Origin of the sequence: Nonomuraea glycinis, from assembly GCF_035920485.1 — a bacterium.
GTDB classification, from domain to species: domain Bacteria; phylum Actinomycetota; class Actinomycetes; order Streptosporangiales; family Streptosporangiaceae; genus Nonomuraea; species Nonomuraea glycinis.
Window position 1 is genome coordinate 84,556 of sequence record NZ_CP109166.1, and the last position, 20,056, is coordinate 104,611.

At 70.9% G+C, this 20,056-nt stretch carries 17 protein-coding genes; 2 read left to right on the top strand and 15 right to left on the bottom strand.

Features of this window, described 5'->3' with window-relative positions; translation table 11 throughout:
* The 12 genes from OHA68_RS00440 to OHA68_RS00495 all read right to left on the bottom strand — a co-directional run bounded on the left by OHA68_RS00440 (position 1) and on the right by OHA68_RS00495 (position 15,770).
* Positions 1-423, bottom strand: a complete 423-nt coding sequence (locus tag OHA68_RS00440) for an acyl-CoA thioesterase (protein WP_225278032.1) — start codon at positions 421-423, stop codon at positions 1-3.
* A 238-nt stretch (positions 424-661) separates the two neighbouring features.
* The gene (gene ettA / locus OHA68_RS00445) at positions 662-2,326 is read right to left on the bottom strand and encodes an energy-dependent translational throttle protein EttA (RefSeq protein WP_327105800.1); all 1,665 of its coding nucleotides are present in this window, start codon (positions 2,324-2,326) and stop codon (positions 662-664) included.
* Positions 2,327-2,522: 196 nt separating this feature from the next.
* Positions 2,523-3,815: a GGDEF domain-containing protein gene (locus tag OHA68_RS00450; RefSeq protein WP_327105801.1), complete on the bottom strand. Its 1,293-nt coding sequence runs from the start codon at positions 3,813-3,815 to the stop codon at positions 2,523-2,525.
* A gap of 228 nt (positions 3,816-4,043) precedes the next feature.
* The gene (locus tag OHA68_RS00455) at positions 4,044-4,199 is read right to left on the bottom strand and encodes a hypothetical protein (RefSeq protein ID WP_327105802.1); all 156 of its coding nucleotides are present in this window, start codon (positions 4,197-4,199) and stop codon (positions 4,044-4,046) included.
* Between the two features lie 598 nt (positions 4,200-4,797).
* A complete protein-coding gene (locus OHA68_RS00460; protein ID WP_327105803.1) occupies positions 4,798-5,427 on the bottom strand; it encodes a single-stranded DNA-binding protein in 630 nt (209 codons plus the stop codon).
* 217 nt (positions 5,428-5,644) lie between these two features.
* Complete coding sequence (locus OHA68_RS00465; RefSeq protein WP_327105804.1) at positions 5,645-7,267, bottom strand: P-loop NTPase family protein; 1,623 nt, start codon at positions 7,265-7,267, stop codon at positions 5,645-5,647.
* Complete coding sequence (locus OHA68_RS00470; RefSeq protein WP_327105805.1) at positions 7,264-9,822, bottom strand: dynamin family protein; 2,559 nt, start codon at positions 9,820-9,822, stop codon at positions 7,264-7,266. The genes OHA68_RS00465 and OHA68_RS00470 overlap by 4 nt, the downstream gene beginning before the upstream one ends.
* Positions 9,823-9,830: 8 nt before the next feature.
* Positions 9,831-11,063 (bottom strand): uroporphyrinogen-III C-methyltransferase, encoded by a 1,233-nt coding sequence (gene cobA, locus OHA68_RS00475; RefSeq protein ID WP_327105806.1) that lies wholly within the window; start codon positions 11,061-11,063, stop codon positions 9,831-9,833.
* A 186-nt stretch (positions 11,064-11,249) separates the two neighbouring features.
* The gene (locus OHA68_RS00480) at positions 11,250-12,455 is read right to left on the bottom strand and encodes a nicotinate-nucleotide--dimethylbenzimidazole phosphoribosyltransferase (protein ID WP_327105807.1); all 1,206 of its coding nucleotides are present in this window, start codon (positions 12,453-12,455) and stop codon (positions 11,250-11,252) included.
* A gap of 64 nt (positions 12,456-12,519) precedes the next feature.
* Positions 12,520-13,368, bottom strand: a complete 849-nt coding sequence (locus OHA68_RS00485; RefSeq protein ID WP_189137163.1) for a sirohydrochlorin chelatase — start codon at positions 13,366-13,368, stop codon at positions 12,520-12,522.
* 67 nt (positions 13,369-13,435) lie between these two features.
* Positions 13,436-14,635, bottom strand: a complete 1,200-nt coding sequence (locus OHA68_RS00490) for a bifunctional cobalt-precorrin-7 (C(5))-methyltransferase/cobalt-precorrin-6B (C(15))-methyltransferase (RefSeq protein ID WP_327105808.1) — start codon at positions 14,633-14,635, stop codon at positions 13,436-13,438.
* A gap of 55 nt (positions 14,636-14,690) precedes the next feature.
* A complete protein-coding gene (locus tag OHA68_RS00495) occupies positions 14,691-15,770 on the bottom strand; it encodes a GNAT family N-acetyltransferase (protein ID WP_327105809.1) in 1,080 nt (359 codons plus the stop codon).
* 78 nt (positions 15,771-15,848) lie between these two features.
* Here OHA68_RS00495 and OHA68_RS00500 point away from each other — a divergent pair, with 78 nt between their 5' ends.
* Both OHA68_RS00500 and OHA68_RS00505 read left to right on the top strand, forming a co-directional pair.
* On the top strand, positions 15,849-16,259 hold the full coding sequence (locus OHA68_RS00500; protein ID WP_327105810.1) for a DUF2795 domain-containing protein: 411 nt from the start codon (positions 15,849-15,851) through the stop codon (positions 16,257-16,259).
* Between the two features lie 3 nt (positions 16,260-16,262).
* Positions 16,263-17,273, top strand: a complete 1,011-nt coding sequence (locus OHA68_RS00505; RefSeq protein ID WP_327105811.1) for a baeRF2 domain-containing protein — start codon at positions 16,263-16,265, stop codon at positions 17,271-17,273.
* On the opposite strand, the gene OHA68_RS00510 is transcribed toward OHA68_RS00505, so the two are convergent.
* Genes OHA68_RS00510 through OHA68_RS00520 form a run of 3 tightly spaced genes read right to left on the bottom strand, consistent with a single transcriptional unit; the run spans position 17,263 to position 19,953 of the window.
* Positions 17,263-17,847, bottom strand: a complete 585-nt coding sequence (locus tag OHA68_RS00510) for a LutC/YkgG family protein (protein WP_327105812.1) — start codon at positions 17,845-17,847, stop codon at positions 17,263-17,265. The two genes, OHA68_RS00505 and OHA68_RS00510, sit on opposite strands and share 11 nt — an antisense overlap.
* Positions 17,834-19,225, bottom strand: coding sequence for a lactate utilization protein B (locus OHA68_RS00515; RefSeq protein WP_189137158.1), 1,392 nt, complete (start codon positions 19,223-19,225; stop codon positions 17,834-17,836). The genes OHA68_RS00510 and OHA68_RS00515 overlap by 14 nt, the downstream gene beginning before the upstream one ends.
* Entirely contained in the window at positions 19,222-19,953 is a 732-nt protein-coding gene (locus OHA68_RS00520) for a (Fe-S)-binding protein (RefSeq protein ID WP_189137157.1), read from the bottom strand. Before OHA68_RS00520 ends, OHA68_RS00515 begins: the two co-directional genes overlap by 4 nt.
* Positions 19,954-20,056: the final 103 nt, after the last annotated feature.

Genomic DNA, 20,056 nt, shown 5'->3' on the forward strand with positions numbered 1-20,056 from the left:
TCAGTCGCTGGTGAAACACTGAAGGTACGACCTCTCGTCGGCCGTGAGCCTGCGCGGAGCCTCGCGCTCCACGTCGTAGGCCACGAGCACCGACCGGGCGGTCACGTACAGCTCCTCGTCGTCGCGGATCTCGTACCGCAGCGTGAACCGCACCGCCCCGAGGTCCGTCACCCAGGTCTCCACCCTGACCGGCTCGGCGCGGAACCCGAGCGGCCGCTTGTAGTCGATCTCGTGCCGGGACACCACCAGGCCCTTGAACGGCGTCTCTCCGGCCCGCTGGCGATCGACGTACAGCATGCCCAGGCGGGCGTCTTCGAGGTAGTCGAGGAAGCGGACGTTGTTCACATGGCCCTGTGAGTCGATGTCCGCGAATCTCACCATGCGGGGAAAGACGTGCCGCTGTGCGAGGGAGTGTTGAACCACGGGCCAACGCTACCGGTTCATCGCACATCCCCCAGCTCCGGCCCTGGCACATCACCCCCGTACGCCGAGCGGCCGAGACATCGGTCAGGAACATCCCCGAATCGCCAGAACACACGACCGACCCCTCAACCCCATCGACCAGGCCCTCGGCCTATGGCTGCTCGCCCGCGCCGCTTGAACACCGAATCCCGCACGGAGGGCTCCGTGCGGGATTCGGGCTGCGAGATCAGGCCGTGGATCAGTCGCGGTGCAGCTTTCGGTACGTCACGCGGTGCGGGCGGGCGGCGTCGGCGCCCAGGCGCTCGATCTTGTTCTTCTCGTAGTCGGCGAAGTTGCCCTCGAACCAGAACCAGTTGGAGCCCTCTTCCCACGCCAGGATGTGCGTGGCGATGCGGTCGAGGAACCAGCGGTCGTGGGAGGTGATGACCGCACAGCCCGGGAACTCGAGCAGGGCGTTCTCAAGGGACGACAGGGTCTCGGTGTCGAGGTCGTTGGTCGGCTCGTCCAGCAGCAGCACGTTGCCGCCCTGCTTGAGGGTGAGCGCCAGGTTGAGCCGGTTGCGCTCGCCGCCCGACAGGACTCCGGCCTTCTTCTGCTGGTCGGGCCCCTTGAAGCCGAACGCGGCGATGTAAGCGCGGGACGGCATCTCGACGTGGCCGACCTTGATGTAGTCGAGGCCGTCGGAGACGACCTCCCACACGTTCTTGCCCGGGTCGATGCCGCCACGGCTCTGGTCGGCGTAGGAGATCTTGACCGTGTCGCCCACGGTGATCGATCCGCTGTCGGGCGTCTCACCGCCCATGATCATGCGGAAGAGCGTGGTCTTACCGACGCCGTTGGGGCCGATGATGCCGACGATGCCGTTACGCGGCAGGTCGAACGTCAGCCCTTCCATGAGCAGCCGGTCGCCGAAGCCCTTGGTGAGGTTCTCGGAGGTGATCACCGTGGTGCCCAGGCGCGGGCCCGGCGGGATCTGGATCTCTTCGAAGTCCAGCTTGCGGTGCTTGTCGGCTTCGGCCGCCATCTCCTCGTAGCGCTCGAGGCGGGCCTTGCTCTTCGTCTGGCGGGCCTTCGGGTTGGACCGCACCCACTCCAGCTCGTCCTCCAAGCGCTTCTTGCGCTTGATGTCCTTCTGCCCTTCGACCTTGAGCCGCGCGGCCTTGGCCTCCAGGTAGGTGGAGTAGTTGCCCTCGTAGGCGTAGGCGCGCCCCCGGTCGAGCTCCAGGATCCAGGTCGCGACGTTGTCGAGGAAGTAGCGGTCGTGGGTCACGGCCAGGACGGTGCCGGCGTATTTCTCCAAGTGCTGCTCCAGCCACTGGACGCTCTCGGCGTCGAGGTGGTTGGTGGGCTCGTCCAGCAGCAGCAGGTCGGGGGCCTCCAGCAGCAGCTTGCACAGGGCGACGCGACGGCGCTCACCACCGGACAGCATGGTCACGTCGGCGTCGGGCGGCGGGCAACGCAGTGCGTCCATCGCCTGCTCGAGCTGGCTGTCGAGGTCCCACGCGTTGCGGTGCTCAAGCTGGTCCTGCAGCTTGCCCATCTCCTCCAGCAACGCGTCGCTGTAGTCGGTGGCCATCTGCTCGGCGATGTCGTTGTAGCGCTGGAGCATCGCCATCGTCTCGGCGACGCCTTCCTGCACGTTGCCGAGGACGTCCTTCTCCTCGTTGAGCGGGGGCTCCTGCTGGAGCATGCCCACGGTGAAGCCCGGCATCAGTTTGGCGTCGCCGTTGGACGGGTGCTCCAGGCCGGCCATCATCCGGAGCAGCGTCGACTTTCCGGTGCCGTTCGGCCCGAGGACGCCGATCTTGGCGCCTGGCAGGAACGACAGCGTGACGTTGTCAAGAACGACCTTGTCACCATGAGCCTTGCGGACGCGCTGCAGCGTGTAGATGTACTCCGGCATGGTATCTAGCTTAGGGGCACTCGACCCGGGCTTCCGCCGCCCCACTCCCCCACCCCACCGAGCCGCCTCACGACGCCCTCCCCCGCACTCCACCCCAACGGCCGGCGGCGATCGGCCGAAGGCTCAGGCGGGGCCTCTCCTGACAACCCCTCCCCCGCACTCCAACCCGAACGGCCGCCGGTGATCAGCCGAAGGCTCAGGCGGGGGCCTCTCCTGGCAGACGGGGTGGTGGTGAGGGGACGGCTGGGATGCAGATGCGGTTTCGGCCCAGCTCCTTCGCCCGGTAGAGGGCCAGGTCGGCCGCCGCCAGGAGCTCGATCAGGTCGTCGCCGTGGACGCTCATCAGGGCGACGCCCGCCGAGACCGTCACCGTGATCATCACCTCGTCGGCGGGGACGGCCATGCGGCCGATGCGGGTGCGCAGGCGCTCAGCCACGCGCCGGGCTTCAGGGAGGTCCGCCCCGGGCAGCAGGACGACGAACTCCTCGCCGCCGAAGCGGCCCACCACGTCGTATTCGCGCACCTGGCTGCGGAGCATCCCGGCCACGCCGACGAGAACCTGGTCCCCGGCGAGGTGGCCGTGAACGTCGTTGACCCGCTTGAAATGGTCGATGTCGATGATCAGAAGGGCGAGGGTCTGGCCGGTGCGCCGGGCCCGGACGATCTCGGTGTCGGCCTCCCGCTGCCAGGCGGCGGCATTGAGCAGGCCGGTCTTGGCGTCGGTGCGGGCCGCCGCCTGGAGCTGGGCGTGCAGCAGGCTGCGCTGGAGCAGGACGACCGGCGGGAGCGCGAAGACGAGCAGCATGAGGTTGAGGTGGCTCCCGATCGCCACCGTGATGCCGAGGCACAGCTCCACCACGTCCAGCAGGATGCTCTCGCGGTTCCACAGAACCTCGCGCCAGCGGGAGTCGGGATCCGCGGTGTGCGCGGCGACGGCGACGAGCGCGGTGTTGATGAGGGCGAAGAGCAGGGCGGCGGCGACCGCGTACATGATCGGGACGGCACTGCCGTGGGACAGCACCCTCGGGTCGGGCACCAGCCGGTGGAAGACCACCGAGGCGACGCAGCCGGCCAGGCCGATGGCGGCCGCGCTCAGCACCCGGCGGTGCAGGACCGTCGCGCGGACCCGCACCTGCAGCAGCACCTGTAGCACGATCGGCGCGAAGAGGGCGTAGACCGGCGGCAGCAGCAGCGCGACCGGCAGCCACCAGGCCGACAGCAGGTCGCGTGAGACGCCGGCGGGCATGCCGAGCCGTCTGGTGGCCTCGATGCAGACCGCGCCACAGCTCATCAGGGCGACGAAGGTCAGCACGTCCGGCAACCGGACCTCGGTGGCGGCCCCGAACAGCAGGATCGCCGCGAGGTCGAGCAGGACGATGACGCTGATGTAGGCCACGAGCAACCGGCGCTGGGCGAGGAACGGCCAGCGACCGGCCAGCGATGACACACCGTCGCGAGGTTTTGTCGAGGCGTGACCGGCTGTCACCATCCCACGTCCCTCCTGACTAACGATGTTCGGCTTCTCCCCGCCATGAATGACGGGGATCCTCCCGCCTCACGGCGGGGTGTTCACTGCTGCTTCTGCGCCGCTCGCGCGGGGGAGATGTCGGGGCGGCGCCAGGGTCGTCGGGATTGCCGACCTGGTCTGATCTGCCCTGCACAGTCGTTTCGGGTGTCCGCCGTCCCGGCGGCCACGTCATGCACGGCCCCATGCCGTTCAGGCCGTTAAATCGTCCAGGGCGTGCAGGGTCTTCAGGTGGATGCCTTCGGCCAGGATGTTGAGCGCGACGTCGACGTCCGGGGCGACGTCGACGCCTGGGGCGTGGTGCTCACCGCAGGAAGGGCAGGCCCACGCGCGGAACGGCAGCCCCACCGCACACCACCTCCTACACGACGCATAGCCTGCATTGTGCAATGCTTCGCATACTTTGAGTGAACTCGAACATAGTAACGCCTCCTCCGTGGTCACACCAGGTGAACACCCAAGCGGCATACATCGACCACCAGCGCCGACCCACGCCACTGTCCGTGATCCACCCCCACGCACTGCTGGGCGGTCCACCTACCGGCGGGCCGTCCTCCGACGGAAGCCACACTCGGCCCCGGCCCGAGGCTGGAGCCTTGTGCGAACCCTCGGTAACACAATAGTTGCGGAGTGTGCGATGTGCGATGGGAACCGCTACGTTGGGCGGAGCGACCACATGTGTCATGTGGTCGGTAATAGGACACCGCTCACTCCGCGAGCGGAGCCGTTCGGAAAGGAGCACACATGGTGCGGGGCGTTACCTGGACCTGACAGCTGCCCTGACCGTCTTCATGGGCAACGCCATCGGCCGCTTCTCCGGACGCTTCAGCCGCCACTTCACCGGCCGGTGCCCTCTCCGCCCTTCTTCTCCGACCCGCCCTTCTTCTCCGACGGCGCGCCCCCGCCCAACCGCGATGCGCACCGTCGGCGTCCTTCTCTCCGGTGACTATGCCGCCGCGCGCTCTTCCGTGGGCCATTCGGCGTCTTCGCCGTCCTTGTCGTCGGCCGCGCCGAGGATACGGATCGTCGCGTTCTCGGGCGCCGGTCCGTCGGTCGCGGATCGCTCTGTGGGCGCCGGGGCGGCGGACAGGGGATCCGGCACCGGCTGGAGAGCGCCCGCGCGGCCGCCGGGGTGGGCCGCGCCCAAGGCCCAGTCCCGGGTCTCCTCGTCCAGGCGCTCGCGCATCTCCCTGCTCACCGCGGCAGCGGCGCCGCCACGCTCCGGCTTGGCGAAGGTGCCGGTGCCCCAGCGCAGGTCGTGGCCCACCGAGCTCGCCTCCACCTCCGGCATGAACCGGCGCTCACCCTCCTGCTCGAACTCACGGATGCGGAGCTTGCCGGAGACCACGACGGGCTGCCCGACCCGGACCGAATGCGCGACATTGTCGGCCAGGGCGCGCCAGCAGCGCACCGCGAAGCAGACCTTCTCCCCGTCGACCCACTGGCCCAGCTTCTTGTCGAAGTAGCGGTGCGAGGTGAGCACTCGGAGCGAGGTCACCTTGACGCCGTCGTCGAAGGTGTATTGCCGTGGCTCTGCTGCGACATTGCCGGTGAGCGTGATGTAGATGTCGTTCATCCCGTTGCCTCCCATGCGGCGGGCCGAGCGCCCGCGACCTGGGCCCACGGTGCCCCACCCGCCCGTCCTCCCGGGCACCCGAACCACGTTCTGTGGACAGCCCCGCGACCGGCGGAAACCCTGTGGACAACGCCCTCAGCCCGACGGCTCCGACCGACGGACAACAGGCCCAATCCGACAAGCTCTCAACCGGCGCAGACTCCTGAGGACGAAGGGCTCAGCCCGACAAGCCTCGCATGGCCGAGTAGAACGCGTGGTGACGCGCGAGCTCCGTCTCCACCGGCTCCACCACCATCTTCTCGGCGATCCCGGCGACCCGCCGCCGCATCTCCCGCTCCAGCCGCTCGCGCTCCTTGGACGCCCCGAGCTCCACGAAGTTACGGGACGCGATGCCCGACAGAGCGCCGAGCCCCAGCACGGAAAGCGTCATCAGCCCCACCCAGGGCAGCGCCTCGGTGTCGCCCACCAGTTGCAGCGACGAGGGAAGGCCGCCGGGCAGCAGCAGCCCGGCCAGCAGCCAGGCCACCCCGAGGCCGAAGGCCGCGACGAGGACGTACTGCCACACCTTGAGCGCCCGCCACCACCCGGGAATCCGGTCGAGCTGCGGAGCCACCTCGGTGAGGCTCGTGGTGAGCGCCTGCGGCAGTTGTGCCAGCTGGGAACGGGCCGCCCGGTGCACCGCGGTGTTCCAGACGGGGTGCATCCCGACCGTCAGTCCGTCGGCGAGCGCCTGGACCGCGTTGGTGACCTCGGCCGACTGCGCGCTGACCGAGCCGGTGGTGATGCCGCGGATCTCGTCCCCGATGTCCTCGAGACGCAGGCTTTTGATCGGGTCCGGCCGAAGCTTGTCCACCCAGCGCGGGTACGGCCAGCCGACCCACTGGCTGGAGCGCTCGGCGTACACGTTCTCCATGGCCTCGCCGACGGCGGGGACGCCGACGGCGTCGCAGAGCGCGTCGGTGAGTCCCATTCTGCGGGCCTCGTCGACGGAGGCGGGCGCGGCCAGCGCCTCGCCGACCGGCATCGACTTCGTCAGTCGCTGCATCAGCCGGTGCAGGTCGGCCTCGAGCTTGTGGATGGCGGCGCGGCGGCGCGAGACGGCGCCCGCGACGACGCTCTTGAGGCTCTCCACGCCCCGCCCGGTGACGGCCGAGGTGGGCACCACGCTGGGGTGCTCGACGCCTTCGCGGCGGAGCAGGTCGTTGAGGTCGATGACCAGCTCGGCGAGCTCCTCGGGAGCGAGCCGGTCGGCCTGGTTCAGCGCGAACACGGTGACCGCCTCATGCCCGGCCAGTTCCGTGACGTAGCGGCGGTGGGTGGAGGCGTCGGCGTACTTCTGCGGGTCGAGCACCCACACCACCAGGTCGGCCAGGCCGATGAGCCGGTCGGCTTCGGTGTCGGTGAGCGCCCTGATGGAGTCGTGGTCGGGCAGGTCGAGCAGGATCAGCCCGTGCAGCTGGCTCTCGCCCTTGTCGAGCGCGCTGGCCCTGGCGAAGCGGTGCCGCCACTGGATCTGCAGCCAGTCGAGCAGCGGCGCCGCGCCTTCGAGGCCCCAGACGCAGGCGTGCGTGCGCGCCGTGGTGGGCCGGCGTACGCCGGTGGGCGACAGCTCCAGCCCGGACATGGCGTTGAAGAGCGACGACTTGCCGCTGCCGGTGCCGCCCGCGAGCGCGACCACGGTGTGCTCCGACGACAGCTTGAGCCGGTCGCCGGCCAGCAGCAGCAGCGCTTCGGCCTCCGACAGCAGCTTCTGGTCCAGCCGGCCGGGGCCGAGCTCGACGATCTTGGTGAGCGCGGACAGCCGGGGAGCGAGCCTCGGCTTGGAGGTGGCTACGGTCATCGTGCGACCTCGAGGTTGTACGTCGCCTGGTAGAGGCGGGTCGCGGCGGACTCGTCGGGAACCCCGGCGGAGTCGAGCGCTTGCACGTAACGCATGGATTCCTCGTCGAACAGCATCCCGATCCTCGCCCTCAGATCGCTGAGCGCCTTGGCCCCGATCCCCCGCAGTGACTCGGCGCCGAGCAGCGCCTTGACGAGCCGGTGCGGCATTCCTTCGGTCCTGCCTCCGCTGAACATCGCCACCATGAAGATCAACGACAGTGAGTCCGGGTCGAACGACACCAGTTTGGACACCGACCGCTTGGCCACGCCTTCGGTGCGTACCAGCTCGGTGATGTGTTCCTGCCAGGCGGAGACGGCCCGGCCGGCGTGCCGCAGCAGCTCGTCGGAGGGCTGGTCCAGCCCCTCCCCGAGGGTCGCGCCCACTTCGGCGCGGTGCCGCCAGCGGCCGATGACCTCCTCGCAGGCCCTGTTCGCGGCCGCGATGATCACCGACTCCAGGCCCGCGCGCAGTGCCCCACGGAACGCGATGATCCGCTCGGAAGCCTGCTTGGTCACCCTGCCGTTCTTACGGAGTTGCAGGGAGCGCATCAGGTCGCCGGAGCCGGAGAAGTCCTGCCAGCGGGCCAGCACCTCGCCGTGGATCAGCGCCCCGCCCCGGAACGCCTTGTCGATCTCGGTCAGCGCCCCCATGAAGGCCCGGTCGACGTCGCCGCGCAGCTCAGTCCTGACGGCGACCTGCTTCTCCAGGTGCCGGGCGAGCTCCGGAACGCGGGTGCGGAAGCTGTCGAGCACGCCGTTGAGCGTCTCCTTGACCGCCAGGGCGCGACGGGCCTCGTCGACGGAGAGCTCGGCGAGCCAGAGCCGGAGGTCGGTGACCTCGCTGTCGGGCAGCTTGCCGTCGGCGACCTTCGACTCGCTGATGACGAACCGGTCGATCTCCCCCATGCCGTATTCGGTGAGCATCCGGACGAAGTGCTTCACCACCACGTCCCGCGCCTTGGGCTGCACCCGCGACAGCACGATGGCGAGCCTGGCGCCGCGCTCCTTGGCCAGCCGCAGCAGGTTCCAGGCGGGGGCGTCGGCGTAGCGGGCGGCGGTGGTGACGAAGATCCACAGATCGGCCGCGTCGAGCATGCGGTGCGCGATCTCGTGGTGCTCCTCGACCACCGAGTCGATGTCGGGCGTGTCGAGCAGCGCGACGCCCTGCGGGAGCTTCTCCGTGGCGACCACCATGAGGCTGCGCATGTCGGTGTCGGAGGTCTGCTTGTCGATCCGGCGCAGTCGGCCGAGCAGTTCTCCCTCGGCGAACCACTTCTGGTCGTCGGGGTGACAGACGAGAACGGGCACGCCGGTGGTCGGCCGCCGCACGCCGGTACGGGAGACGTTGCGCTCGGCGAGCGAGTTGACCAGCGTGGACTTGCCCGCGCCGGTCGAACCGGCGATCACGATGAGCGCCGGCGCGGTCCTCATCCGCACTCTCGGCAGCACGTAGTCCTCAAGCTGGGCCACCAGGTCCGCGCGCTCCTGCTTGGCCTCGTCGGCCCCCGGCAGGTCCAGCCCGAACCGCAGCCCCGCGACACTCTCCCGCAGCGCGCCGATGGCCGCCATCAACGCCTGCGCGGCTTCCGCCGGCAGCTCCTCTTCCTTCTCGGCAGCGGTCCCGCCGGACGTCCCCTCGGCTCCACCCTCATCGGGTACGGAGTCCGCCGCAACCTTCTCAGCCTCGACTTCCCGCTCGGTGTCCTCAGCCGGGGCTTCCCGCTCGGCGCTCGAAGCCTGCGCCGCCTCGAAGTCTCCGGACGGAGCGGCATCGGTGGTGAAGGCCCACGGCTTGGCCTCCGCCGCAGGCGCGGGGCCGGTTTCCGCCGCGGGCACGGAGTCCTGAGGCCGCCGGGACGGGAGATCGACCGCCTCGGGCTTCGCGGCCTTCTTCGCGACGAACGCCCACGGCGTGGCCTCGGCCTCAGGCGCGGGCTCCTTGGACACGTCCTGAGCGTCGAAGTACGCCACCACGCCCTCGGCCGCAGACGCCGATTCTTCCGCTTCGGGCTCCGCATCCTTCGCGGCGAACGCCCACGGCGTGGCCTCCGCCACGGGCGCGGGCTCCTTGGACACGTCCTGAGCGTCGAAGTACGCCACCACGCCCTCGGACTGCTCAGGCACGGAGTCCCCAGGCTCATCCGGCGCGACGTCCTCAGGCTCGTCCAGCACAGAGCCGTCAACCTCGTCCGCCGCAGAGCCGTCGGGCCCGTCCAGCACGGAGCCCTCAACCTCGTCCAGCACGGACGCCTCGGGCTCATCCGGCGCAGAGTCCCCGGGCTCGTCCGGCGCGGAAGCCTCAACCTCGTCCGGCGCGGAGGCCTCGGGCTCGTCCGGCGCAGGGGCCGGGGGCTCGGGGTCGGGGGTTTCGGGGGGATCGTCCTTGGGGGCCTCGTCCGCTTCCGCGCCCGCCTCGGTGGAGGGCGGGGCGGCGTCGTGGTCCGCCGGCAGGTCGATCAGGGCGCGAAACTGCAGGGTCTGCTCCCCCGGCGCCTCATCGTGTTCGTCATCCATGGCCGTGTTCACGGCAAGCGCTCCGCTCGAACCATCTGGACCTCCTGGCCGACCCTTACGACGTCGCCGACGACGATGATCGCCGGTGGCCGTATCCCAGCCGCGGAGACGCGGTCGGCCACGGTGGCAAGCGAGGCGATGACCGCCCGCTGGGTCGGAAGGGTACCGTCCTGCACCACCATTACGGGAGTCTCTGGGGCGCGTCCATCTCGAACGAGGGCTTCGGCGACCTTCCCCAGCCGTTCGACGGCCATCATGAGCACCAGGGTGCCATGGGAACGAGCCAACCCAGGCCAGTCAACGGTGGATTTGGGATCATCTGGTGCTACATGCACGGATATAACGTGGAATTCCTGGCTAACGCCTCGATGGGTCACCGGCACGCCGGCCGAGGCGGGCACCGCGACCGCACTGGTGATCCCCGGCACCACCAGCACGGGAATGCCGGCCTGAGCACAGGCGATCATCTCTTCGCCGCCGCGGCCGAAGACGAACGGGTCGCCTCCCTTGAGCCGTACGACGAACTTGCCCTGCCTGGCGCGATCGACGAGCACCTCGTTGATCGCCTCCTGGGAGAGCGACCTGCCGTAGGGAACCTTGGCCGCGTCGATCAGCTCGACGTCGGGCGCCAGCTCGTCGAGCAGCGCCCGTGGGGCGAGCCGGTCGGCCACCACCACATCGGCCTGCGCGAGAAGCTGCCGGCCGCGTACGGTGATCAGCCCGGGATCGCCGGGCCCGCCGCCGACCAGAGCGACGCCGACGGGTTTGGTGCGGTTGCGCCGCGCGTCGACGGTGCCGTCACGCAGCGCGCCGACCACGGCGTCGCGGATGCCGGCGGCCCTGCGCGGATCGCCGCCCGCGGTGACGGCCACGCTGATCTCGTCGACCCGTCCGGAGGCGGGGGTCCAGGCGGCGGAGGCGTCCTTGTCGTCGGCGCGCACGCACCAGATCCGTTTCGCCTCGGCCTCGGCGGCGACGGCGGTGTTGACGGATCTGTCGTCGGTGCACGCCTGTACGAGCCAGGCTCCGTCGCAGTCACCCACCTCGTAGGGGCGGGCCTGCCAGGTGATCCGGCCGGCGGCTATCAGGTCGTCGAGAGCGGGGGTGACGCCCGGCGACACCACGGTCACCACCGCCCCCGCCTCAAGCAGCGCGGGCACCCGCCGCTGGGCGACACGCCCGCCACCTACGACGAGGGCTCGGCGACCCTGAAGCCGCAGGCCGAGGAGGTAGGGACCCATAGTGGGGGAATCTCCCGTTCGCGAAGTTTTGTGTGCTAGGAGGTAAACCTACCGGCTATCACCGCGTCAGTTGCTTCGCACGAGTTAACGACCGTCGAGCGAAACGAGACCCGTCCCCGACCTCCGTGCGGCGTCCGGCCGTCGCCCAGAGTGGCTCAAGGATAGTGCTCGCCGGCGGCCCCGTCGTCATACGGGCTTCTCCGTCACGCCCGCCGAGTCGAAGGTCGCCACCTCGTGCATGACCCGCACGGCCGCGCAGACCAAGGGGTGAGCGAGCAGGGCGCCGGTGCCCTCGCCGAGCCGCAGGCCAAGGTCCACCAGAGGGGGCAGGCCGAGGTGCCCGAGTGCGGCGGAGTGGCCGGGCTCGGCCGACCGGTGCCCGGCCACGCAATGATCGATGGCGGCGGGGTCGAGAGCGGACGCGACGAGCGCGGCGGCGCCCGCGATGACGCCGTCGAGGATCACCGGCACCCGTGCCGCCGCCCCGCCCAGGATGAAGCCCGCGATCGCCGCGTGCTCGAACCCGCCCACGGCCGCGAGGACCCGCAACGCCTCGGTCGCCCGGCTCCCATCCCCCTCCTGCCCGGAACCCACCGAACCCGAGCCCACCGAACCCGAGCCCACCGGGGCCGAGAGCCCTCCGGAGCCGGCCGGAGCCGAGAGCCTCCCGGAATCCGCCGGGGGCGTTTCGGTGAGCAGGTGGTTGGCGCGCAGTGCCGCGCGGACCACGCCGATCTTGCGGGCGTGGGTCTCCTCGTCGATGCCGGTGCCCAGGCCGGTCACCTCGGCCGGGTCCCTGCCGGTGAAGGCCGAGATGAGCGCCGCGGAGGCGGTGGTGTTGGCGATGCCCATGTCCCCGGTGATCAGACAGCGGGCGCCCGCCGCGACCAGGTCGCGGGCGACGGTCATCCCCGCTTCGAGAGCCTGTACGGCCTGGTCGACGGTCATCGCGGGCCCCTGGGACAGGTCCGCCGTGCCGTACGCGATCTTCCGCTTGACCAGCCGGGGGTCGTCGGGCAGGTCGGCGGCGACCCCGACGTCCACCACGGTCACCGAGGCGCCGATCTGGGCGGCGAAGGCGTTGGCCACCGCGCCGCCGGCCAGGAAGTTCGCCACCATCTGCACCGTCACCTCCTGCGGCCACGGGCTGACGCTCCTGGCGTGCACGCCGTGGTCGGCGGCGAAGATGGCCAGGGCGGCGGGGACGGGCATGGGCGGCGGGGTGACGCCCGCGGCGCCCGCGAGCCGTACGGCGACCTCTTCCAGCGCGCCGAGCGAGCCGCGCGGCTTGGTGAGGCGGTCCTGGTGGGCGCGGGCGTCGGCGAGGACGACCGGGTCTGCGGAGCGGATCGCGGCGAGCGTCTCGGCGAGCACGGGAACCTCCGGAGTCACGGGTTGACGGGGGTGGAGCGCTTTCTCGTACGGGCTCTGGTCGACGCCTCACGGCTCCGACGTCCTACGGGGCGAGTTGGAGCACTTCCTCGTAGCGGTCGATGACCACGTCGGCCAGGGTGTCGCAGTCGCCGATCACCTCGGCGCAGCGGATGTCGAGATCGGGGTGCCCGGCGACGTACGCCAGCGCCTGGGCCCACACGCGCTCCAGCGCGCCACCGGCGAACAGCAGGTAGGGCACGACGATGACGCGCTTGGCGCCGAGGCGGCGGCATCGCTCCAGACCGCCCGGGACGCCGGGCGGGGTGAGGGAGACGAACGCGGTCTCGACGGTCATGAAGTCGTAGGCGTGGGTCTCCCAGAACAGCCGCGACACCCGGTGGATCTCGGCGTTGGCCACCGGGTCCATCGAGCCGTCGCCGACCAGGACGACGGCGGTCTCGCCCGGCTCGATGGGCAGGGGCAGGCTCTCGGCGGGCAGCGTGTCGACGGCTCGCAGCCTGGTCCTGGCGCCGACGAGTTCCAGCGGGCGGGGGCTGGGCGGCATCTCGGCGGCGGCGTCGTTGAGCCGCTCGGCCAGCATCGCGAGCACGCGCGGGTCGGGTCCGAGCGGGCGGCCGGAGTCGTACATCAGGGTGGGGTGTTTCTTCTGCTCCAGCGCCATGGCGTGGGGCAGTTCGTCGCCCACCCGGCTCAGGGTGAGCGGGAGCGTCACCAGGCGGTGGTGCCCCCGGGCGACCAGGGAGGCGACGGAGTCGCTCAGCCGGGGGGTGGCGCGTTCGAGGTAGCCGGCGGAGACGTCGGTGGCGCTCGGGTCGAGTCGGCAACGGAGCCGGTGGACGAATCGCCCGAATTCCGCAGAGTCGGCGTCGTCGTTCGAGCCCTGCCCGATGAGCAGGAGCGGCGGCTTCATGCGAAGGAACTCCGGTGCGTAGAGGAAGACACGCGAGGATAACCGATGTGCGCCGGTGGGCGACAGGTCACGGTGTGTGCGCGGGTGTCGCGTGAACGACGAAAACGGGGTCGGCGGCGGTCAGGCTGTGGGATCCGTCGGGGCCGAGGGCCAGCTTCGCGGCCAGGATCTGGCTGCCTTCGGCACGATAGCCGAGCTCGCGCAGCCGGTCGAGCACGGCGGACACGCGTTCGACGGTCTTGAGCGCGCACACGAGTGAGCGGGGGCGGCGGGCGGCGCAGGCGACGATCACGTCGGTGCCGCCGCCGCCGACGAAGACGGCGTCCGGGTCGGGCAGCGGTTCGAGCGCGGGCGGCGCCTGTCCCCTGGCCAGCGCCACCTTGACGCCGTGGGCGAGCACGCTGGCGCGCAGCCGGGCGCAGGCGTCCTGGTCGCGTTCGACGGCCACGACGGCGGCTCCCAGCCTGGCGCACTCGACGGCGATCTCGCCGCCGCCCGCGCCCACGTCCCACACCAGGTCACCGAGGCGGGGGCCGAGCTTGGCCAGGACGTACGCCCGGACCTCCGGCGGCAGCCGCGACTCCAGCGGCAGCGCCGACTCCACTGCCCGCTCCAGTGCCCACTCCGACGGGCCGGGCTGCGCGCCCGCCACCCAGCCCGGCTCCTTGGGCCGGTGCAGCGGGTCGACGACGAGCACCACGTCGGGGTCCTTCCAGGGCCGGGTGGTGGCCTCGCCCATGCGGCTGTCGGTCACGCGCTGGCCGGGGCCGCCGAGGTCCTCGCAGACGATGAGGGAGCGGGGCGTGGTCGGGGCGAGCTCCCTGGCGATCTCGCCGGGGCCGACGCCGGGGGTGACGAGCACGGCCACCTTGTGGTGTGCCCGGCAGGCGTTGACCGCGCGGTTGAGCTGGTGCGGGCCAGCGGGGGCGACGACGAGGGCGTCCTCCCAGCCGAGCCCGGCGCAGGCGAAGGCGCGGGTGATCAGTGAGGTGGCGGGGAGCACGTCGGGCTTGAGCCCGTGGGCGCGCAGCCGGCGCACCACGCCGAAGAAGCCGGGGTCGCCTTCCGCGAGCACGACGGCGGGGCCTTCGCCCTGTTCGAGATGGTCGTCGAGGGTTTCGAGCAGCCTGGTGTCGGCGACGGTGGGCGCGGTCAGCGCCAGCCGGCCGATGACGGCGTCGGGCCCGATGACGAGGCGGGCCTCGCGCAGCCGCTCGACCGCCCTGGCCGACAGCTCCGAACCGTCCCAGCCGACAACTGTGATCATGGGCCTCACCGTCCTCACCTCCAGGGTGACGGCTCTACCGGCGGTTGACCAACCTTCACGGCAAATCCGACGGGATGAGGCTGAAGATCACCAGGTCCTCCCCGCCCAGGGCGTTGCGTTCGACGCCTTCGCGGACGAAGCCGGCCTTCTCCGCCACGCGGTGCGAGGCCGGGTTGGACCTGGTCGCGCGGAGCTTGACCCGCTGGAAGCCGTGCTCGCGAAAGAGCCAGCGGGCGATGGCGGCGACCGCCTCGGCGGTGATCCCGTTGCCGCGCGCCCACGGCGCGGCCATGTAGCCGACCTCGCAGCTCCGGTTGGCCCAGTCGACGTCCCTGAGGTCCACATGGGCGGCGAAACGCGCGGTCGCCAGGTCCTCCACCGCCCAGGCGAGGCCCTGGCCCCTGGTCCGCATCCGCTCGGCCAGGTCGATGTACCGCCTGGCGTCCGTCTCGGTGTAGCCGCGCGGCACCCCGGTCCTGGCCTGGGTGAGCGGGTCGGCGGCGGTGATCGCCAGGTCCGGCACGTCCGACTCGGCCAGCGGCCGGATCAGCAGCCGCGGGGTGCGCAGCTCGGTACGGGGCAGCGTGTCGGCCGGGGTGCGGTCGTCGTCGCGCAGCAGGCCGAAGACGACCAGATCATGCGGTCCGTCATCCTCCAGCACGGCGGCGCGCAGCACGCCTTCCCAGGTGAAGCCCGCTTTGTGGGCCACCCGGATGGACGCGAGGTTGTCCAGGTTGGCCGTCAGGTCGATCCTGCGCAGCTCGGTGGTGGCGAACGCCCAGTCCGTCAGCGCCCGTACGGCTTCGGTGGCGAAGCCGCGTCCCCGGTAGAGGGGGTGGACGCCGTAGCCGACCTCGGTGGTGCCCGCGCCCCAGGAGGTCTTGAACAGGCTGATGGCGCCCACGATGCGATCGTCGTTGTCGTGCATGGCCAGGTGCACGCCCTGCCCGGAGCGCCGCAACCCGTGCACGCCGTGGGCGAGCCACTGCTTGACGCCCGAGACGTGACCGGGCGCTCCCGGCGGCAGGAACGGGACTTTGGACCGCACGATGGACCTGATCCGGTCCGCGTCCTGAGGGCCGAACTGCCGGAGCACCAGACGTCCGGTAGGGAGGTCGACGTCCACATCGAACACCCTCGGCAGGCTACACAATCGCCATGTTTGCCCCTGAAAGCGGGGGTAGGTGCGCTTTCAGGGAGAGGTGATGCACCAATGGAACGCGGAAGCTCGAAGCACGGTCCTCGCCTGGATGAGCAGCAGAAGCAGGAGACCGAGGGCATGGTGCGCGGCGGAGGCGCCACGCACGCCGAGGAGTGGAAGGAGCCCGAGCCCACACCAGCGGCCGGGGAGGAGGAGTCCGTACGCCGGTACGCGCCCGGGCACGAACCCGGCACCGCCGAAGGCATCAGCCAGGAAGGCGTCGATGTCCGCAGCGATCTGGCCAAGTGGCTCAGTGACGCCGATTTCCCCGCGACCGCACAGGAACTACTCAGGCACGCCGAGCGCATGGACGCCCCCGACCGGGTGACGGAGCTGGTCAGCTCCCTGCCGGAGCGGCGTTACACCAACATGGCGGAGATCGGTGAGGCGCTCGGCCTCGGTGTGGAGAAGCGGAGGTGGTGACCTGTGCGGCTCGACTTCATCCGGCCGCTCTACGAGCGCGGTGGTCCGTACACGAGCCTGTACGCGGGCGCGCTCACCGAGCGGGACCGGGCGGTGCAGTGGGCCAGCCTGCGTGACGAGGCGGAGCGCGCGGGCGCGGTGATACCGGAGGCGCTGCGGACCGAGGCGCTGCGGCCGGGCCCGGGGCAGGCGGTGTTCGCCACCGAGCACGACGTGGTGCTGGTCGAGAGGCTGGCCGAGCCACCGCGGCCGCTGGCCCGCTTCTCGCCGCTGCCGCACGTCACGCCCATGCTGATGCGGCGCGGTGAGAACGTGGCGCACCTGCGGGTGGTCGTGGACCACGCGGGGGCGGAGGTGACGGTGTTCGGCGGCGGCTCCCCGCGCAGCGCGACGATCGAGGCCGAGGACTGGCCGCTGCAGAAGACCGCGCAGGGCGGCTGGTCCCAGAAGCGCTACGAGCGGGCCGTGGAGGAGACCTGGGAGAAGAACGCGGTGGCCGTCGCACACGAGATCGACGAGCAGGTACGGCGCATCGGCGCGGACCTCGTACTGGTGGCGGGTGAGGCGAAGTCGCGGTCCCTGGTGGGCGACCATCTCGGCACCAAGTCCACCGACCGGATGCTGATGGTGGAGCACGGCCATCGCGGCGGTCTCGGCGGGTTCGAGCATGACGTGGAGGCGGCGCTCGACCGGTGGCTCGATCGCAGGCGGGCCGAGCTGCTGGAGCGGCATCGCGAGCAGGACGGGCCGGTGGGGATGACGCAGGTCGCGCGCGCCCTGCGTGAGGGCAGGGTGCACGCGCTGCTCCTGCCCGGTGAGCTGGACCGGCAGGTCTGGGTCGGCGAGGGCGGCACGCAGGTGTCGGCCGACGACGGGGAGCTGCGCGACTGGGGCGTCGAGAAGCCGGTCGCGGAGCGGGCCGACTCGGCCCTGGTCAGGGCGGCGACCATGACGGACGCCGAGCTCTGGTTCACCGACCAGGTGCCGGACGTGGCGGCCGTGCTCAGGTACTGACGATCACTTCGAGCGTGCGCGGGCCGTGCACGCCCTCGACCCGGTTGAGCTCGATGTCGCTGGTGGCCGACGGGCCGCTGATCCAGGTGAGCGGGCGGGCCGGGTCGAGCCTGGCGACGGCCTCGGGCACCCCGGCCACGATCTGCTCGGCCCGCACCACGCACAGGTGGTAGTCGGGCACCAGCGTCTGCGCCCGGCTGCCCTGGCCGGGCCCCGCGTCGAGGACGATCGTGCCGGTCTCGGCGATGGCCACCGCGCAGCCGGTGACGACACCGTCGGCGGCGTCCAGCTCGGCCAGTGAGCCGCCGGCGCGCTCGGCCTGTCCCGCCCACTGGGGCGGCAGCCCGTCGGGCACCACCATGCGGCGGCCGCGTACCAGCTCAGTGATCTTGTCCGGGACCTCGGCCGACGGCAGGACGTGCACGATCGCGCGGTAGTCGTCCACCCGCTCGGCGAACAGGCCCACCAGGTCGGCCACGGGTGGCCGGGTGCGGTAGGCGCGGGGGATCTCCACCTCGGGCGCGTCGCGGACGGCCTGCCTGATCCTGCCGAGGATCTCCTCACGGGCGTTCATGACGCTCCCACCAGTCTCTGAAGGATTCTTCCGGGATATCGGGCAGGTCCCGGGTGTCGGTCCAGGCCGACAGCGGGCCGGGCAGCCGCTTGGGGACCAGCTTGCGGAAGCGGGTGGCCAGGCGCTGTGCCTTGCCGAGCCGTACCGAGTCGTCCAGGATCCAGCCCGCGACGCGCATGCCCGCCCGCTCGGCCGGGTTGTGCGGCGCCTTGCCGCGCAGGTGGACGAGCACCTCGGGGATGTCGATCGCCACCGGGCAGACCTCGTAGCAGGCGCCGCACAGGCTGGAGGCGTACGGCAGGGAGGCGTCCAGGTCCGACGACATGCCTCTGAGCTGCGGGGTGAGGATGGCGCCGATCGGGCCGGGATAGACCGAGCCGTAGGCGTGGCCGCCCGCGCGCTCGTAGACGGGGCACACGTTCAGGCAGGCCGAGCAGCGGATGCAGCGCAGCGCCTGGCGGCCGACCTCGTCGGCGAGCACGCCGGTGCGGCCGTTGTCGAGCAGCACCAGGTGGAAGTCCTGGCCTTCGACCGCGCCCGTCCACATGCTGGTGTACGGGTTCATCCGCTCGCCGGTGGAGCTGCGCGGCAGCAACTGCAGGAAGACCTCCAGGTCGCGCCAGGCGGGCACCAGCTTTTCGATGCCCACCACGCTGATCAGGGTCTCGGGCAGCGTCAGGCACATGCGGCCGTTGCCCTCGGACTCCAGCACCACCAGCGTGCCGGTCTCGGCGACCATGAAGTTGGCGCCGGAGATCGCCACCTTGCTCCTGAGGAAGCGTTCGCGCAGGTGCAGCCGGGCGGCCTCGGCGAGCGCGGCGGGCTCGTCGGTGAGGCCGGGCGGGGTCTCGGGCATCTTGTCGAGGAAGATCTCGCGGATCTCGGCCCTGTTGCGGTGGATCGCGGGGACCAGGATGTGGCTGGGGAAGTCGTCGCCGAGCTGGACGATCAGCTCGGCCAGGTCGGTCTCGTAGGCGGTGATGCCCTGCTCGGCCAGGGCCTCGTTGAGCTCGATCTCCTGGGTGGCCATCGACTTGACCTTGACCACCTCGCTCTCGCCGGTGGCCTTGACCAGGTCGGCGACGATGCGGTTGGCCTCGGCGGCGTCGCGGGCCCAGTGCACGTGGCCGCCCGCCCTCGTCACCGCCTCCTCCAGCTGGATCAGGTAGCGGTCGAGGTGGCGCAGGGTCTCGTCCTTGATCGCCTTTCCGGCCGCGCGGAGCTCCGTCCAGTCGGGGAGCTCGCCCACGACGTTCGCGCGCTTGCCCCGGATGGTGTGTGTGGCTTTCCGGAGGTTGTACCTGAGCTGAGAGTCCTGTACGGCCTTCGCAGCATTTTCCGGGAAATTTCCTGGCATGCCGAGGAATGTGCCGCTCATGGGGTCGCCTCCGTCGTCGCGAGGATCTCCGCCAGATGCATGATCCGCACGCCGGAGCGCTGCCGGCCGAGCGTGCCGCCGATGTGCATGAGACAGGAGTTGTCGGCCGCGCAGAGCACCTCCGCCCCCGTGCCGGTCACGTGACGTGCCTTGTCGGAGCCCATCGCGGCGGAGACCGCCGGGTTCTTCACCGCGAAGGTGCCGCCGAAGCCGCAGCACTCCTCGGCCCTGGGCAGCGGGACCAGCTCCAGGCCGCGCACCTTGCTCAGCAGCCGGGTGGGCTTGTCGCCCAGGTGCAGTCCCCGGAGCGAGTGACATGTCGGGTGATATGTCACCCGGTGCGGGAAATATGCGCCTACGTCATCGACTTTCAGGACGTCGAGCAGGAACTCGGAGAGTTCGTACACCCGAGGCGCGACCTCGGCGATGGCCGCCGCGCCCTTGCTGCCCGGCCGTACCAGCTTGGGGTACTGCTCGCGCACCATGGCCGCGCACGACCCGGACGGCGCGACCACCGCGTCGTAGCCGGCGAAGACCTCGGTGAAGTGGCGCGCCAGCCGTACGCCCTCCTTCGGATAACCGGTGTTGACGTGCATCTGCCCGCAGCACGTCTGCGCGGCCGGGAAGTCGACGTCGCAGCCCAGCCTGCGCAGGAGCGACACGACGGCCTTGCCGGTGCCGGGGAAGAGCGTGTCGTTCACGCACGTGATGAACAGGGCGACTCGCACGCCTCACCTTCCGAGCTTTCCGGGGTATGGTCTGACCACAGTATGGTCAGACCATACCGGACGACATCTTCGGACCGCATCCCCCTCGTGGCCGCCAAGGAGA